Origin of the sequence: Marivirga tractuosa DSM 4126 (assembly GCF_000183425.1) — a bacterium.
In the GTDB taxonomy this organism is placed as follows: Bacteria; Bacteroidota; Bacteroidia; order Cytophagales; family Cyclobacteriaceae; genus Marivirga; species Marivirga tractuosa.
The window spans coordinates 4,331,106-4,348,535 of record NC_014759.1; the positions used below are offsets into that span (position 1 = coordinate 4,331,106).

The following is a 17,430-nucleotide window of genomic DNA, read 5'->3' on the forward strand; positions in this document are numbered from 1 at the left end:
TTAGGTCTTCTTTATTAAGCTGACCTTTATTTAACTTAATTCTACGGAAATGGACTTTTTGAAACTGATCAGAATGACCACGGCAGTTATGTCTATCATTCTGGCTATTGTTGCTATTCTTTTCGTGGCTTTTATTTTTATAGATGAGGCTCCTCAGTGGTTGGGAATCTCATCTTCAAAAGCTAGTAAAGAATGGAAATTGCCCAATATTGAAACAGATTTGCCTGATGGTAAGCAAGGAAAGCAAGTGAAATTTGGTTATTTATTGGCCACAGAATCTCCAAAGTGGATGGGGCCTCAAGTAATCAATAAGGATGAAAGGCTTTATGCTGGAAATAATTTGACTTGCCAAAATTGTCATTTGGAAGGAGGAACAAAACCTGGTTCAGGTTCATGGGTAGGAGTGACTAACCGCTTTCCTCAGTTTAGAGGAAGGGAAAATAAGATAGGGTCTATTGAAGAACGCATCAATGGTTGCATGGAACGCAGCATGAATGGAAAAGCTTTGCCGGAAGATTCTGAGCAAATGGAAGCATTGGTAGCCTATATGGAATGGCTGAGTGAAGATATTCCTGAAGATACAGCTGCTTGGTACAAAGGTTTTGTAAGTGTAAAAATTCCTTCAGTAAAAGCGGATACCATTTTCGGAAAACAAGTTTACATCAATGAATGTCAGGTTTGCCATGGTGAAGATGGACAAGGAACTAAGTTAGCGGATGAGCGAAAAGGCTACCAATATCCCCCACTTTGGGGAGATGATTCTTTCAATCATGGGGCTGGTATGCACAGGGTTTTAACTGCGGCTCAATTTATCAAAGCCAATATGCCACATCTTGTTGCTACCAAAGAAAACCCAAAATTAACGGATGAAGAAGCTTTTCATGTAGCAGCTTATATCAATAGCTTTAATAGACCTCAAAAACCAGATACGGACAAAGATTTCCCAGACTTGAAATTGAAACCTGTTTCAACTGCCTACGGGCCATGGGACGATCCATTTCCAGCGGAACAGCATAAATTCGGGCCATTTCAGCCTATAGTACAGTATTACGACAGTCTATATCAAATCAAGAAAACCAAATAAATGAAGTTTACTTCTTTACAAATCATATTTTTTTTATTTCCATTTTTTCTATTTGCCCAAAAGGACGATGCTGAAAAGAAAAAAGGGATTCTAAGTGGCCAGTGGCGTAATTATTATATGCATTCCTTTAATGAGGGCGATTTGCAAGATTGGTATGCAGTGGCTACAGGACTAAAAATAAAATACACTTACGATTTTAATAAAAATTGGCAAATTGGAGGAGCGGTTTATAGTAGTTGGAATACGGGTATAAGTAATGTAGAAAAAAATGATCCGACAACTGGTAGGGAGAGTAGATATGTTTCTGGTAATTTTAATGTTCAAGATCTTTCTCAACGATTTATAGGGTATCCAGGCGAACTCTATGTTCAATATAAAAATGGTGATCATCAAGTGAAAGTGGGGCGTCAAGGCTTCTTTTCTCCTTTTATGAACGGGCAAGATGGTAGGATGATTCCAACGCTTTTTGAAGGTGCTTTTTATAAGTATGAAGAAAAAGATCAGTTAAAGTTACAATTGGGAGCCATAAACAGAATTGCCCCCAGAAGTTATAATGGCTTTGAAAATATTGGGCAGACTTTGGGCATTTATCCTGTAGGAAGAAATATAGACGGGCAAGGTAGCGAATACAGAGAAAACTCCCAATCGGATTATGTTGCACTACTGAATACTGATTACCGATTCAAAGATTTAAAGATTGAACTTTGGGATTATTATGTGGATAATATTTTTAATGTATTGTATATAAAGCCAACTTATGATATCAAAAACTATGGTTTATCCGTAGCTTTTGAATGGCTTTTGCAAAATAGAGTAGGAGATGGTGGAAATGCCGACCCAGCTTTACAATATGTTCAAAGTAAAAAAGCACAAATTTTTGGAGCTCAAATTTCACATTCTATTCCAAATGGTAAAATCAGTTTGGGGTATGATCATATAACCGGAGAAGGAAGGTTTTTATTTCCAAGAGAGTGGGGGAGAGAGTTTTTATTCAGCTTTCAGAAAAGGGAAAGAAGCGAAGGATTTGGAGATAATCATGCAGTAGTGATGTACTACCATCAAAATCTCAAATTTTCAGATCAGAAATTAAAGTCCATTCTTAGTGTTGGACATCAATGGCGACCTTCAGTTACCGAACCTACACTAAACAAATATGCTATTCCCAATTATATGCATATCAACTTAGATTTATTTTATGAAAATGCTAAATGGAAAGGCTTTAAACCTGAGCTACTATTGACTTATAAACGAGGAACAGGAGATTTCCCAGAAAATCCAGTTTTCATTTTGAATAAAGTCAATCTGTTTTTGATTAATGCGATAGTGAATTATGATTTTTAAAGTCTAACCTCAATCTCTAGTCTGCCTAGTGGAAGAATAGTGTTCCTATCGCCATCCTCTGGATGATGATGATTACTAGCTCCTCTGGAGCAAATTAATATTTCTCTAGACTAGCAATGAAATAGTAAATAGGGGTTGATGTTTTATCAATTCGATAGCGAATCATAAAATGTACAAAAAAAGACTTCCTCTCGGAAGCCTTTTCAAACATGAAACACCTTTTGGTGTGAACCACGGAAACGGTATTTTTACTAATAAATATTGGTCGTAACTTAAAGGTTCTAATAATTCCCTAAAACTGTGCTTCTTCTATATACTGGTCGGTGTGCCACCGACCAGGGAAAGCTGCCCCATGGTTGGTGGCACACTAACTATTTTAGAGCTACTAAAACTGTGCCTCTTCTGTTGAACCTTTCAATGCAGTAGTGGAAGATTTGCCTTGAGTGACAGCATTCTGAACAGCATCAAAATAGCCAGTCCCCACAAAAGCTTGATGTTTAACTGCTTTAAAGCCTTGCTCTTGTAAAGCAAATTCTCTTTGCTGTAATTCAGAATACCCGGCCATCCCCTTATTTTTATAAGCAGTAGCCAATTCGAACATAGCTGTATTTAAGGCATGGAATCCAGCTAATGTGATGAACTGGAATTTGTAGCCCATTTCAGCTAATTTTTCTCGGTACTCTAACATTTCACTTTCAGTAAGTTTTGCTGCCCAATTGAATGAAGGCGAGCAATTATAAGCCAACATTTTATGTGGATATTTTTCCTTGATGGCTTGTGCAAATTCCCTTGCTTCTCCCAAATCAGGATGCGAAGTTTCACACCATACCAAATCAGCATATGGCGCATAGGCAAGTCCTCTATTAATGGCTTGTTCCAATCCGTTTTTAACGCCAAAGAATCCTTCGTCTGATCTCTCACCTGTTAGAAATTGATGATCTCTTTCATCAACATCTGAGGTTAATAGATTAGCAGCATCTGCATCCGTTCTTGCAATAATAATAGTTGGAACTCCCATAACATCAGTTGCCAATCTTGCCGAAATCAATTTATTGATGGCTTCTTGAGTTGGAACTAACACCTTGCCTCCCAAGTGTCCACATTTCTTAGCAGATGATAATTGGTCTTCAAAATGTACTCCAGCTGCTCCAGCTTCTATCATGCCTTTCATTAATTCAAAAGCATTCAAATTACCACCAAATCCAGCTTCAGCATCTGCCACTATAGGTGCCATCCAATGAATATCACCTTCTCCGCTAACCGACTGAATTTGATCAGCTCTCAAAAGTGCGTTGTTAATTCGTTTCACTACATTAGGAACACTATCTGCAGGATACAAACTCTGGTCAGGATACATTTGTCCTGCAAGGTTAGCATCTGCTGCAACTTGCCATCCGCTTAAGTAAATGGCTTTTAATCCGGCCTGAACTTCTTGTATGGCTTGGTTTCCAGTCAAGGCTCCTAAGCCAGATACGAATTCTTCTGTTTTTAGCAAATCCCATAATCTTTCAGCGCCTAATCGGGCTAAGCTGTGGTCAATTTTTACGGTTCCTGCTAATTTAACTACTTCTTCAGCAGTATAAGTTCGTTCTACGTCTTTCCATCTTGGGTTAGTGTCCCAATCTGATATTAATTGATTGATTTTTTCTTGCTTGTTCATGTCGTTTATATTTATAGTATGATTTAAAATTGATTTATAAATGTGGGTATGCTTTTAATGTCAGGAAGTCTTCAAAATCCTCGCTCTTCACCAGGTTTTTCAAAAGATCTCTGGCAATTGCCAACTTGCCTGTTTCTACTCTTTCCTGACCTAGCATTTCTTTTACTTTTTCAGTCTCCTCTTCCAAAAGCACACAGAAAAGTGCTCTATTAAATATCTTCCCATTTTTGAAGGATACTTGGTGATGAAACCATTGCCATAATTGAGCTCTACTGATTTCAGCTGTTGCAGCATCTTCCATTAAATTGTAGAGAGCTGCTGCTCCAGTTCCTTGCAGCCAAGATTCGATGTATAAAAGTGCCACATTGATGTTCATGCGAACTCCTTTTTCAGTTACTTCTCCATACATCACATTAGGACTTGTTAAAGCAGATGGAGTGGTGTTGAATTCATCTCTTAGTACATGTTTTTGATGAGGTTTATCTCCAATGATTTGATCAAAAACAGCTTCAACTGCAGGGATTAAGGCAGGGTGAGCTACCCAGCTGCCGTCATATCCTGCCAAAGCTTCCTCCGTTTTGTCATTTCTTACTTTGTCGAATATTTTCTCGTTCTGCTCTTTATCTTTAGTCGGAATGAAAGCAGACATACCGCCAATGGCATGAGCACCTCGTTTATGGCAAGTTTTAACCAACAGATTCGCATATGCTTTCATGAATGGCACTTGCATGGTTACTTGGTTTCTGTCTGGTAGAATGTAATCGGGTCTATCTCTAAATTTCTTGATAAAGCTAAAGATGTAATCCCATCTGCCTGCATTCAAACCAGCCATATGGTCTCTCAATTCATAAATAATTTCTTCCATTTGGAAAGCAGCTGTGATTGTTTCTACTAAAACCGTTGCTTTTATAGTGCCAACTGGAATCCCTAGTTCATTTTGGGCAAATATGAACACTTCATTCCATAGTCTGGCCTCACATCGGTGTTCTAATTTTGGTAAGTAAAAGTATGGACCACTTCCATTTCTAATCAATTCGTGTGCATTGTGAAAAAAGTATAAGCCGAAGTCGAAGAGTGAAGCAGAAATTTGTTCCCCATTAACCAAGAAGTTTTTCTCTGATAAATGCCAGCCTCTGGGTCTCACTTTTAGAACAGCGGTTTTATCTTTTAACTTGTAGGTTTTACCATTTTCTGCGGTAAAGTCAATTTGTTTTCTGATTGCATCATATACGTTTTGCTGTCCATCTGTGATGTTTTTCCAAGAAGGACTTGTAGCATCTTCAAAGTCAGCCATAAAAACCTTTGCACCTGAGTTTAGTGCATTGATGATCATTTTCCGATCTACAGGACCAGTAATTTCTACTTTCCTATTCTGTAGGTCTTTTGGCAAGGGAGCAATTCTCCAATCAGGATTATTTCTAATGTCTTCTGTAGTTTTAGGGAAATCCAGATCTTTTCCATGTCTAATTTGATCAGTGACTTGCTCTCTTCTACCTAAGAGCTCCAATCTTCTCTCATTGAACCTTTCGTGCAGTTTATTTAAAAATGAAATAGCTTCATCTGTCAATAAGGTAAAGCGCTCATTTTCCTTTTTAGTATTTCTTAATTGTGCTGATGTAGTTTCCATTTGATTATCAGTTTTTTGTGTGATCGATGTTTCAAATGTAGGTCATCGAAAAATAAATAACAAGCGAATATTCGCTATTGGATTTTATTCGCTATATTAGCGAATGCTATTAAAAGAAGCAGAGAATAAATAGGGCTACGAAAAAAAAATGAAAAAACTTTCTTCGCTTTTTAGGAGAATGATTTAAATGCGAATTTTTTGCTTTTTTATCTAAAAACTTAATAATTCTGTTACGATTTAGCATTAGATATGCTCGGAGGATGGGCATTATTTATTTTAGAGATTTTGTTTTCAAAAGGAGGATTAGAAATAAAAATGTTTGAGACCTCCCTGGGGGAGGTTGAGCTTTTTTTTGTTTCCCTCCTGTGAAATCAAAATCACGTTAAGAAATAAATACAGCCCTAGATTTTTGTTTACTTTTTATCAATGAAAAAGTAAAAGCCTACCCGGCTTGAGGGTATTAAAACAACTAACAATGGCTATATCCCAAGAAAATGTAAAATTGATATTTGGTTTGAAAGTGCGGCAATTACGTCTGGAAAAAGGCTTGTCTTTTGCGCAATTATCAAAGCAAACAGGCTTGTCCGCATCTTACTTAAACGAAATAGAAAAAGGTAAAAAGTATCCTAAAATTGAGAAGATCAACAAGCTTTCAGAAACACTTGAAGTCAGTTTTGATGATTTGGTTTCTTTACAACTTAGTAAAAAATTAGCTCCATTAGGGGAATTATTGCAATCCAACCTATTCAAAGAACTGCCTTTAGAGCTTTTCGGTATTGAGCCAGCTCATCTATTAGATTTGTTAAGTAATGCACCTGCAAAATTAGGTGCATTTTTAAGTACACTAATAGAAATTAGTAGAAATTATGGCTTAAGAGTAGAGAGTTTATATCTGAATATGTTACGTTCATTCCAGGAAATGCATGATAACTATTTTGAAAGCATAGAGGAGGAAGTTGAAGGATTTAGAACTCTGTTTTTTAAAAAAGCTTCCTTTCCTTATAGTTTTCAGCAATTAGAAGAGATACTCAAATCTGAATATGATTATCAAGTGTTGCCAAAAGGATTAGAGCATCAGCAAGAACTTAAACCTTTGCGATCAATGACAGTTCCTGGTGAAAATCCACGATTGTTGATGAACCCTAAATTAACGGAATCGCAGCAGCTCTTTACAATGGCAAAAGAATTGGGGTATCATACTTTAGAATTGAATCCGCGCCCCTTAACTTCCAGTTGGATTTCGGTCAATTCTTTTGAAGAGGTATTGAACAATTACAAAGCCTCCTACTTTGCTTGCGCGTTGGCATTACCTGAAAAAGCAATCGTGGAAGATTTAAGGAAGTTCCTTTCAGAGCAACAATTCAATTCAGACCTACTTCTCAATATTTTGGAAACTTACCAATGTACCCCTGAAATGTTGATGCACAGAATGACAAACCTGTTGCCCAAGGTATTTGGGATTAAAGAGCTCTTCTTTCTAAGATTTAGTACATCAAACGAAGAAACTTTTAAACTAACAAAGGAAATGCATCTTTCAGGTTTGCATAATCCTCATGGAACGGCTTTAGATCAGCACTACTGCAGAAGATGGGCATCCATTGAAATCCTCAAGGAATTACGAAATCAAGAAGGAGAAGATGATAACTTTAAATGCAAAGTTCAAAGGAGTCAATATGTAAATTCTGAAAATGAATATTTAATTATCAGCCTAGCTAAGCCGAGTAATAAAAATATTGGTCAAAATAGCAGTGTATCTATTGGTTTATTAATTACACCTGCCATGAAACGAAAAGTGAAATTTCATAATGATTCGGTTATTCCTATTAGGATTGTGAATGAAACTTGCGAAACTTGTCCACTTTATGATTGCCAAGAAAGAGCTGCCCCTGCACATGTTTATGAAGAAACCCAACAATTGAATGCTATGAAGAAGGCGGTGGAATTATTAACTAGGCAATAATTTGAGCGCTTTTCCAAAGTTTCAAACTTTGGAAAAGTTAGCTTCAATTCTTTCTGTAACAAAGTTACATCTTGAGGTCTATTTTTGATTAAGGTTATTGGTAAAAACCACTAGAAGAAAAGTTATGAAAGCCAATATGGGAGCAGCTGATAAAACCGTGAGGATTGTATTAGCTATTGCAGTAGGAGGTTTGTATTTCTTTGGAGTTATATCTGGAACTATAGCCATCATCCTAGGAATCCTAGCTATAATAATTGTGGCAAGCAGTTTTATTAGTTTTTGCCTGCTTTATTATCCATTTGGGATATCTACAAGGAGAAAAGCAGCAAAATAGTAAGCTTTGTAAATAAAAAAGGCGACTCATAAGAGTCGCCCTAAACCATTAAACTACTACGAAAAATGGTTTGTTATTCTAAACAAACTAGAATTGTTTTTAATCCGTAATTGCAATAGTTCCTGTCATAGAGCTATGGAATTCACAATTATAGAATAAGGTATTAGGAGCATCGTTAGGAACTGTAAAAGTCACCGTTCCAGACTGAGCACCATTATTAGTTACTCCATTGTTATATGCATTGGAAGTACCTGTTCCTTGCGTTTCATTAATGTAGAATGGATGTCCGGAAGCATTTACTGTGAAAGTATAAGTTTCACCTCTTACTAAGGTAAGATCAGGGTTTGAAGCATCAGTTAAGCCATCCCCCGTAAATATATAAGAACTTGTCCCATCATTGGTTACATCATAATTGATGGTAGTTGCTGTTGAAACTTCAATGTCAGAGAATGTAATAGGATTGTCAAAGCCATTAGCACCGTCAAATTCGTATTCACCTACAACACCATTATCATTGTGTAACATTATCCATAATGTTTCTCCGTCCTCGACAGTCTCGCCATCAGCAAAAGATATTTCAACATCGGTTGAGGTTCCTGCTTCCAAAGCAACTGGCTCTGATATTATCCCTGGTGCTACAAAAGAGCCCATTCCGTTGTCTCTATGAATCACTACCCATGAAGGCTGACCTACTGTTATACTTTCAACTATGACATTACCGTTGGTTAAAGTTTGGTTATTTGCAGTAAATTCACCTGTTGGGGCTTCAATAGTAATAGCTTGAGTGGTAATTGGACCATCAAAACCATTTGCTCCATCAAATTCATACTCTCCGATTGTTCCATTTTCAGTATGTAACATAACATACAATACATCTCCGCCATTAACTGCTTCTGTCAATTCAATTTCTACATTATCATTTGAACCTGCCTCTAATTGTACTGGGGTTGAAATAATTTCTGGTACTTGTGGGCCATCGCCAGCTTCATTGCTAGCATGTACAACCACCCATGCAGTAGCGTCAACAGTTAAGTTACTTGCAAGAAGTGTGTTTCCTTGTATAATTTGATCTGAAGCCGTAATGCTACCTGTTGGTGCATTAATTGTAATCTTTTCAGTGGTAATAGGTCCATCGAAACCGTTAGCTCCATCAAATTCGTATTCACCAATTACACCATTTTCAGTGTGCAGCATTATATATAGCTCATCTCCACCGACTACAGTTTCGGTTAATTCGATTTCGACATCACTATTAGAACCTGCCTCCAATTGTACTGGAGTAGAAATGATTTCCGGCACCTGCGGACCGTCACCTGCTGCATTGCTTGCATGCACCACTACCCAAGCAGTTGCATTTACCGTCAAATCACTTACAGTGATAGTATTTGCATCAACTACTTGATTTTCAGCTGTGATTGATCCTGTAGCTGCAGTTGTTTCCATACCTACTACTATCACGTTTTCACCAAATACTTCTGGACCATCTCCATTATCAGGGAAGCCATATTCTCCATCAGCAGGACTTTCAATGTGTAACATTGGGAACAACATTTCACCACCTGCGAAAGTAGCATCACCTAAATCAACAGAAACGTTTTCATTTAGTCCTGCTTCAACAAAGGTTTGACCTAAAACTGTGCCAGGGTTACCTTCGCCATCATCCTCATGGATTACAATCCAGCCATCAACAGCAGCATTTACTTCCTCAATGGTTACCATATTTTCATTCACTACCTGATTTCCAGCAGTAATACTTGGTGCCGCTAGCGTGATTTCACTCATTACGATTTCTCCTTCTTCTGTAGTGATAGGAGCATCTAATCCACTGGCTCCATCAAATTCATATACACCTTCCTCTCCATCATCTGTATGCAACATAACCCAAACATTTGCTCCATCTGATAGGCTGGAAAAATCGTTTAGTGTTATTTCAATGTCACTGCTTTCGCCTGCTTCTACAAGAACTGGTTCTGAAATAATATCAGGAACTACAGGACTACCTCCTTCGCTTGCATGTACTACAATCCAGCTGTCATGCTCTAAATTGGCACTTGATACTACAATGGTATTTTGAGAAATGCTTTGATCAGAAACGGTTAGCATGCCAGTTGGCATTTCAGGTTCTATCGTCCCATCCTCTTCATTGTTACAGGCTGTGAATAGTAAACTTGAAGCTGCTATTCCTAGTAAGCTGTTCTTAATAATACTCTTAAAATTTCGTTTTTTTATCTTCATCATACTTCTATTTTGATTTCCCTAAGACTTACGATGCAGAATTAAAAGCAGATTCTTTTTGTCTTTAAAATCTGGTTTTTGCACTGGAATTGTAGGTGTTGATGTTGTTAAAGTGCTGTTTATTAGGTGTTTAAATTAGGTATAACTATTTTAAAAATTTAGTAGAAAGATACGAAAGCGCTGAAGTTTATATCTTTTATTTGGATTGAATTAATTGTTTTAAGCGAAAAAACTTTTATATCTTACTTCCTTCTTAATCTAAGTTAATGCTTTGTTTCGTAGATAGGAGCAGGTAACTTATTATAATTGTATGCACATGAAATTCAGTAGAATACTATTAATTATATCACTTTTTATTTTCTTTGGTGGATGTGAATATGAAAGAATTGCCGGTCCTAATGGAGATTGTGATGCTAGCTCTTTTGAGCTTATTATTGAGTCTGTAAAAAATACTGCATGTAATGAAGCTGCTGGTGAAATAGAATTAAGCGTAACTGGAGATATTGAGGTTGAATATAAGTTAAACGATGGTGATTTTACTGAAGACCCAGTGTTCACTAGTCTCTCAGCTGGGAATTATAGTGTTCAAGCCAGGTCAATATCTTCAAATTGTGTAAGTGAACAAATAGAGGTAACCATTGATAATATAGATGGTTTGCAAATTTCAGTAGCTGAAAAAGATAATTCGAATTGTGGAGATAACACGGGAAAGATTATAGTAGAACAACAAGGAGGGGTTGAGCCCATCGAATATATAATTAATGAAAATGAAATACAGGGAAGTCCGGAATTTACCGGATTATCCAACGGAAATTACACTATTGTGGCGCGTGATGCAAATGGCTGTGAGGCGGAAATTTCAGGAATTGAAATTTTAAGTGGGATTAGTTTTAACAATGATATTAAAGCAATCATTTCTGCAAATTGTGCGATTAGTGGCTGCCATAATGGTACTCAATCACCTAATTTTACGATTGACAATAATATTATTCAAAATGCTTCCAGAATAAAAACCAGAACAGGAAATGGTTCAATGCCTCCTGCTGGAAGACCTGATTTGTCAAATGATGAAATTCAAGCTATAGCTTGCTGGGTAGATGATGGAGCTTTAAACAATTAAAATATATATGCGGAAATTACTTATAGTTTTGATGGTGCAGTTTTGGGTGTTTGATGTTTTGTCTCAAGAAGACCGAGAAAAAGTATTTAGAGATACCAGGATTGTCAATGGACATTCTACAGAAGTGCTACCTAAGGGAATGATGAAGTTTATCATTTCTCATAGGTTTGGAGCAGTTAGCTCAGGGGTTCAGCAGCTTTGGGGTCTTGATAATTCCACTATTCGAATCGGACTGGATTATGCTTTTACCGATAATATTAATGTAGGATTCGGGAGAAGCTCTTTACAAAAGCATTATGATTTCTATTTAAAATATAGATTTCTACAACAGCGTAAGGAGGGAGGAAGCCCAGTTTCTTTGGTTTATTACACCAATGCTGCTATCAGAACTATCCAAACGCCTCAAACTGAAGATCTATCTTTTACAAATAACTTGAGTTTTGTACATCAATTGCTCCTAGCCAGAAAATTTAATGAATTTATTAGTTTTCAAATTATGCCGACTTACGTACATCGTAATTTTGTATTAGACTTAGAAAGCAATAATGATATTTATAGCATTGGTACAGCGAGTAGAATCCAAGTCACTAAAGTATTAGCCTTTAATTTAGAATACTATTTTAATCTACCAGATCAATTGGCAAGCCAATATCAATCGTCAGCAGGTTTAGGAATTGAATTAGAAACCAAAGGTCATATTTTCCAATTGAATTTCACCAACTCTTTGGGGATGATTGCTCCTTTATATGTTGCAGAGACTACTGGGAGAATTGAAGAAGGAGATATTCATTTTGGTTTTAATATCACCAGGGATTTCAAAATTGGGGCAAGAAAATAAATTTATCAGATGCATAAATTGAAATATAAATACTGGTACATATCATCATTAAGTCTGCTGATTTTGATGTTTTCTTTTACTCCTTTCAGTGACAAAGAAATTACTCATCAGCAAAACTTAGTGGATGTATTGAAATCATTAGGACAGGATTATCCTGAACACTATATTGAAAATCCTGATTCTTTAGATGTAAAAAGAGGGTATGACCTCATTCATAAAGGAAAAACGAAGCCTCCAGATGGCTTTGCTTCAAATGCTATAAGTAAGTTTTACACCTGCACCAGTTGTCATAATGTTGTAAGAGAAGATCCCGATCTTACTGTGGTCGATCAAGATGCTCGATTAAAATATGCTATGCAAAATGAACTCCCCTATTTACAAGGTACTACATTTTGGGGTGCTGTCAACAAAGAATCATGGTATAATGACGATTATGTTTTGAAGTATGGAAGTTTGGTAGAAAAGGCTAAAGGAAGCTTAAAAGAAAGCATCAATTTGTGTGCTACAGTTTGTTCTCAAGGAAGAGAATTAGAAGATTGGGAAATGAAGAGTATCCTTTCATATCTGTGGAGTCTTCAGATGAAAATTGGTGATTTAGACTTAACAGATAAAGAAATTGACCATATTAATAAATTGGCAGAATCCGATAGCGACAGTGCCAAAGCTTATCTAAAATCTCATTATTTAACAAAGTCACCAGCTACTTTTGCAGATTTACCAGATAGCAAAGAAAAAGGGTATCCTATGGAAGGAAGACCACAGTTTGGAAAAGCTATTTATGAACTAGGCTGTCAGCATTGCCATCATGCCTATGGAGAAAGTGATTTGGTTTTAGATAATTCTATTTTGACTTTTAAATGGCTTAAAAAGCATATACCCGAGAATAGCAAAAAGTCAATATATGAAATAATTAGAAATGGTTCTTATTCTGAATTGGGACATAAAGAATATATGCCAAATTATACTTTAGAGAAAATGAGCCATCAGCAAGTGGAGGATTTAAGAGCTTATATTGAATTGAATTTGAAGTGAAATAAGCCCTATACTTTTTAAGAAATTAACCTTAAAAATCCCTTGCAAAGCGTATATTTGCCTACATGATTTCCAAAAAGTCAAAATACGCCATTAACGCATTAGTCCATTTGGGTAGAAAATACGGAGAAGGGCCCACATTAATCAGTACAATAGCTGAAGAAGAAAGTATACCGCAGAAATTTTTGGAAGCCATACTCCTTGAATTAAAAAATGATGGCATTTTAGGCAGTAAAAAAGGAAAGGGAGGAGGTTATTACCTTCGAAAAGATCCTGAAACGGTAAACCTAGCTCAAGTATTAAGATTATTTGATGGTGCTATTGCTTTGCTTCCTTGCGTTACTTTTAAGTTTTATGAATGCTGCGAGGAATGCAAAGACGAAGAAACTTGCTCTATTCGAGAAGCCTTCCTGAAAGTTCGTAATGAAACGGTTAAAATTTTTAAGGGACAAACCCTCAAGGGACTGTTGGACAGAGAGAAAAAATTGATAGCGAAGAAGAAGGGATGAAATGCCCCCTAACCCCCAAAGGGGGAATTGGCACAGATTTACTTTAGCATTAAATAGTAAATTTCATCAATCTTTTTTTATTAAGTTATTTCAATTGGGAAATCATCTGAATCTTTCAAAATCTCCCAACTTCCTAAACCTAACTTCCCGCTTCTAACTTTTTATCTAAACCATTTTCAATTTAATTGGTGCAGTCATTCCCCCTTTGGGGGTTAGGGGGCTTCACCCCTTCAAAGGAAATTCAATAGTTATCCTAGTAAATACAAATTCTTCAGTTTCTACTTTAAGTTTAGCCCCTATTTTTTCTACTGCAACTTTCACTAAATATAATCCCAGTCCATTTCCTAATGATTTTTCAGAACCTCTATAGAACATTTCGAAAATCCTAGGCAGTTGTTTTTCAGCAATCCCCACTCCATTGTCTTCTATGGATAGATAGAAAGTGTTTTCCTTTCTTAAAGTACTAAGCTTAATTTCTTGTTGTGGTTTTTTATCATCAGCATAAATCAGTGCATTTTCCAGCAAGTTGAGTAAAATCAGCTCCAGCATTTTTTCGTCTGTTTTCAACTCATTTTCATTTTTCAGATCGAACTGAAACTTGAATTTTGATTGTTCAACCAACGGACTGATCTTTTCCATTACTTCCTTAAAGATGGTTGGAATATCAATGGTATTATATTCAACTTTGGAATTATAGATATTATGAACTTGAGTTAGCTTGCTCAAGAGAATGTCCATCTCTTTGGTGGTCTTTTCAATCAAATCCAAATACTTATCAGTCTTAGATTCTGGGTTTTCAAACCTTGCCAATGCTAATATACCTTTGATTCTACTGATTGGTCCCTTTAAATCATGCGATGTTTTATAAGTGAAAGTATCTAAATCTTTATTGGTTTGCTGCAGTTTTTTAATAGTGTCTTTTATCTTCGCAGTCCTTTTTTCTACCCTTGTTTCCAAGGCCTGATTTAACTCTTGAAGTTTATTATTTGCAGAGATAATTTGATCTTGTGAACTTTCTAATTCCTGATTTTTTTCTAGAATATCATCTCGTTGTTGACTAATCTCCTCATTGAGATTTGACATTTTTAATAGTTGTTTCTCTATAACTTTTTTCTGTTGGATTACTTCAAAGGTGCGGTCAGCTACAATTAATTTCAGTCTTTTTCTTTGTTGGCGGACTCTGTAGGTATAGGCTAACATCAAAAGCCAGATGATGGTGACTATAATAATGCTGAATATAAAGTAGGCCCAAGTAGTTTGATACCAGGGCGGTAAAATTTCAAATTTGTAAATAGCCGTTTTACCTTCTGTATCGTATAAATTCTTAGACTTTACTTTGAATTGATACTTACCTGCTGGCAAATTGGTGTATTCCTTATTGTTCATACTTGACCATCCTGACCATTCCTTGTCAAAACCTTGAAGCTGATAGGAGTATTTATTTCTTTCAGGCTGCTCATAAAAAAGTGCACTAAATTCAAATTTGATATTATTATTCGAAAATTTGATTTTAGGAACCGATGTTTCAGGTTGATCAATTACTAAGGTTGGAATGCTATCTGAAGCCCTAAATTCTGTGTATAATCCTTTTGAAAGTATAGAATCATTTAGACTTACTCCTTTTATAAAGGTATTAAATGAGGCATCTAAATTTAGTTTTACTTTTTCGTCAAATCGATATAAACCTTCATTTCCTGCGATCCAAACTATGCTATCCTCCAGATCATCCACATAAACACTTGAGAAATTCTGATTAGGGATGACCTTTAAGGATCTTTCTATCTTTTGGTAACTTCCATTTTTATTTCTTTGAAGTTTTATAACGGATTGATTTTGCGACTTATCAACTACAGTTAGCCACAGGTTTCCATTTTCATCTTGGTCAATATGGTTAATGTTCAGCTTTTCATCTGTGATGGAAGAATGAGGGATAAATAAATTACTCGAATCAGCTTTAGGATTTTTATTTAATGTATAAAAACCCTTCGTGGTTGTAAAGAGGATTTCATTATCAACTGATTTTAAAATACTGATTGCATTTACATCAGGTAAACCGTGATTTTGGTTAAAATACTTCCATTTGGGTTTTCCCTCATTTTCATCAATTAAGTAAACCCCCTCCGATTTGTAACTGAGCCAGTGTTTGGAGCCTAAACTCAGTATGCTGGTACAAAAGCCAGTTATTTCAGGTAAATAATCTTTAGTTTCATTGGAGTCAATAGAGTATTGAATGATTCCGTTTCTTGAAGTGGTAACATAAATTTTATTTGCATTGGAGAGGAAAAGATTGGTTCCCATCCTAATTGGGACTGTATTAATTAGTTTAGAGTTTTTGAATTTATAAAGCCTATTATCGCCTAATGCAAGTACAAAATCTTTGATATGAAAAATACTAAAGAGCCTGTCTTTAGAATTCTCTATAAGGTTAAGACTTTGATCTTTAGTAAAGGTATAAGCCCCATCAAAAGTCGATAGATAAATTTGATTTTTAATATTCAAGATTTTACTAATTGGAGCATCAAAATCCAAATCTTCACCCCAATGCATGATTTTTTTTGATCCTTGAATTCTAGTAATGCCTTCTTGATGCATTGCCCAGATCCCATTTTGTTTGTCAGAATAGATATTAAAATTAATGTTACTTGCTAAGCCTTTACTAACATCCAAATGATTAAATACTGAATCTCCTATGTTAAAATTAAAAATACCGTTGTTGGCAGTCGCTGCCCAATAGGAATTGTCTTTATTTTTACTCAGTGAAAGCAATAAATCTCCAAATGGATATTGATCTTTAGTCTCTATTATTGAATCGTTTCTAAAGATAAAGCCTTTCTTTTGACCTATTCCAATAATATACTTCTCGTTTAAATCATTTGCAGTAATAGTATTACCTCTTATAGCTACAGGTATTTCTATATTAGGTCCTGAAAGGGCAATTAAACTATCTTTGTTAAGTTTTAAAAGTGCCTGATTAGATTGTTTGATGTATAGTTTTTCTTGGTGAATAAATCCTCCAACACCTCTTTTTAATTCCCAATATTTAAAAACATCCTGATTAAAACGTATAAGGTATTTCGAGCTAATGAAATATATATCATTTTTTATACTTAAGATTTGAAGTATTTGTCCAAATCTTTTTAGTTCAAGATTGTTACTTAATGATTGATAATAAGTGTTTCCACTATTGTCAATATCTAAATATCCAAATTCATCATTACTACCGACAAAAATTCTTCCATTATGATCTCGATGAATAGCTCGAGAAATTTTCCCTCCTTTAATAGTTATATATTGCCATTCCTTACCGTCAAAATGAAGTAGTCCAGAGAGATTAGAGAAGAATAGAAGATCGTCTGTAGATTGAAGCATATCCCAATTTGATAGTCCCGCTTTATAGTCTTTTGCGGAATAATGATGCATCATCGGTGAGAAGAATGACTGACTATTACTTGGGAAAACATGATAAAATGAAAGAAATATGAAAAAGACCACGTAAGTGGTTTTTTTCTCTCGGTAGGCTTTGCTTATATGTAAGAGTTTTCCTTTCAAATTCACTTGCTCAATATCTCTGAAATAGAAATATATAGAATAATATTGAAAACTATTAGGCCTTTATGATATATGGAGATAAAAAATTGTTTTGTTTGAAAAAAAAAGACGGCAGAAGAACATGATATTACAACTACCGTC

At 35.6% G+C, this 17,430-nt stretch carries 12 protein-coding genes; 8 read left to right on the forward strand and 4 right to left on the reverse strand.

Going from position 1 to position 17,430, the window contains the following annotated elements:
- Positions 1-49: 49 nt before the first annotated feature.
- Together FTRAC_RS18240 and FTRAC_RS18245 are read left to right on the forward strand one after the other, a co-directional pair.
- On the forward strand, positions 50-1,084 hold the full coding sequence (locus FTRAC_RS18240) for a c-type cytochrome (RefSeq protein ID WP_013455760.1): 1,035 nt from the start codon (positions 50-52) through the stop codon (positions 1,082-1,084).
- Positions 1,085-2,425 (forward strand): OprD family outer membrane porin, encoded by a 1,341-nt coding sequence (locus tag FTRAC_RS18245; RefSeq protein WP_013455761.1) that lies wholly within the window; start codon positions 1,085-1,087, stop codon positions 2,423-2,425.
- 385 nt (positions 2,426-2,810) lie between these two features.
- Here the strand turns inward: FTRAC_RS18245 and aceA are convergent, their stop codons facing one another.
- Together aceA and aceB are read right to left on the reverse strand one after the other, a co-directional pair.
- Complete coding sequence (gene aceA, locus FTRAC_RS18250) at positions 2,811-4,085, reverse strand: isocitrate lyase (RefSeq protein WP_013455762.1); 1,275 nt, start codon at positions 4,083-4,085, stop codon at positions 2,811-2,813.
- Between the two features lie 34 nt (positions 4,086-4,119).
- Positions 4,120-5,712, reverse strand: coding sequence for a malate synthase A (aceB, locus tag FTRAC_RS18255; RefSeq protein ID WP_013455763.1), 1,593 nt, complete (start codon positions 5,710-5,712; stop codon positions 4,120-4,122).
- 475 nt (positions 5,713-6,187) lie between these two features.
- Between aceB and FTRAC_RS18260 the strand changes: the two genes are divergently transcribed.
- Both FTRAC_RS18260 and FTRAC_RS18265 read left to right on the forward strand, forming a co-directional pair.
- On the forward strand, positions 6,188-7,672 hold the full coding sequence (locus FTRAC_RS18260) for a helix-turn-helix domain-containing protein (protein ID WP_013455764.1): 1,485 nt from the start codon (positions 6,188-6,190) through the stop codon (positions 7,670-7,672).
- Between the two features lie 124 nt (positions 7,673-7,796).
- Positions 7,797-8,006 (forward strand): YgaP family membrane protein, encoded by a 210-nt coding sequence (locus FTRAC_RS18265; protein WP_013455765.1) that lies wholly within the window; start codon positions 7,797-7,799, stop codon positions 8,004-8,006.
- A 99-nt stretch (positions 8,007-8,105) separates the two neighbouring features.
- Here FTRAC_RS18265 and FTRAC_RS19950 read toward each other — a convergent pair whose 3' ends face one another.
- Positions 8,106-10,244 carry a DUF7282 domain-containing protein gene (locus tag FTRAC_RS19950; RefSeq protein ID WP_049784219.1) on the reverse strand — a complete coding sequence of 713 codons (2,139 nt, stop codon included), beginning with the start codon at positions 10,242-10,244 and terminating at the stop codon, positions 8,106-8,108.
- Between the two features lie 313 nt (positions 10,245-10,557).
- Between FTRAC_RS19950 and FTRAC_RS19535 the strand changes: the two genes are divergently transcribed.
- From FTRAC_RS19535 to FTRAC_RS18290, 4 genes are all read left to right on the forward strand, one after another.
- Positions 10,558-11,361, forward strand: coding sequence for a c-type cytochrome (locus tag FTRAC_RS19535; RefSeq protein ID WP_185094419.1), 804 nt, complete (start codon positions 10,558-10,560; stop codon positions 11,359-11,361).
- Positions 11,362-11,368: 7 nt separating this feature from the next.
- A complete protein-coding gene (locus tag FTRAC_RS18280) occupies positions 11,369-12,199 on the forward strand; it encodes a DUF5777 family beta-barrel protein (RefSeq protein WP_013455768.1) in 831 nt (276 codons plus the stop codon).
- 9 nt (positions 12,200-12,208) lie between these two features.
- Positions 12,209-13,231 carry a c-type cytochrome gene (locus FTRAC_RS18285; RefSeq protein WP_221405911.1) on the forward strand — a complete coding sequence of 341 codons (1,023 nt, stop codon included), beginning with the start codon at positions 12,209-12,211 and terminating at the stop codon, positions 13,229-13,231.
- Between the two features lie 65 nt (positions 13,232-13,296).
- Positions 13,297-13,740, forward strand: a complete 444-nt coding sequence (locus FTRAC_RS18290; RefSeq protein ID WP_013455770.1) for an RrF2 family transcriptional regulator — start codon at positions 13,297-13,299, stop codon at positions 13,738-13,740.
- Positions 13,741-13,962: 222 nt separating this feature from the next.
- On the opposite strand, the gene FTRAC_RS18295 is transcribed toward FTRAC_RS18290, so the two are convergent.
- On the reverse strand, positions 13,963-17,289 hold the full coding sequence (locus FTRAC_RS18295; RefSeq protein ID WP_148230113.1) for a sensor histidine kinase: 3,327 nt from the start codon (positions 17,287-17,289) through the stop codon (positions 13,963-13,965).
- Positions 17,290-17,430 lie beyond the last annotated feature (141 nt).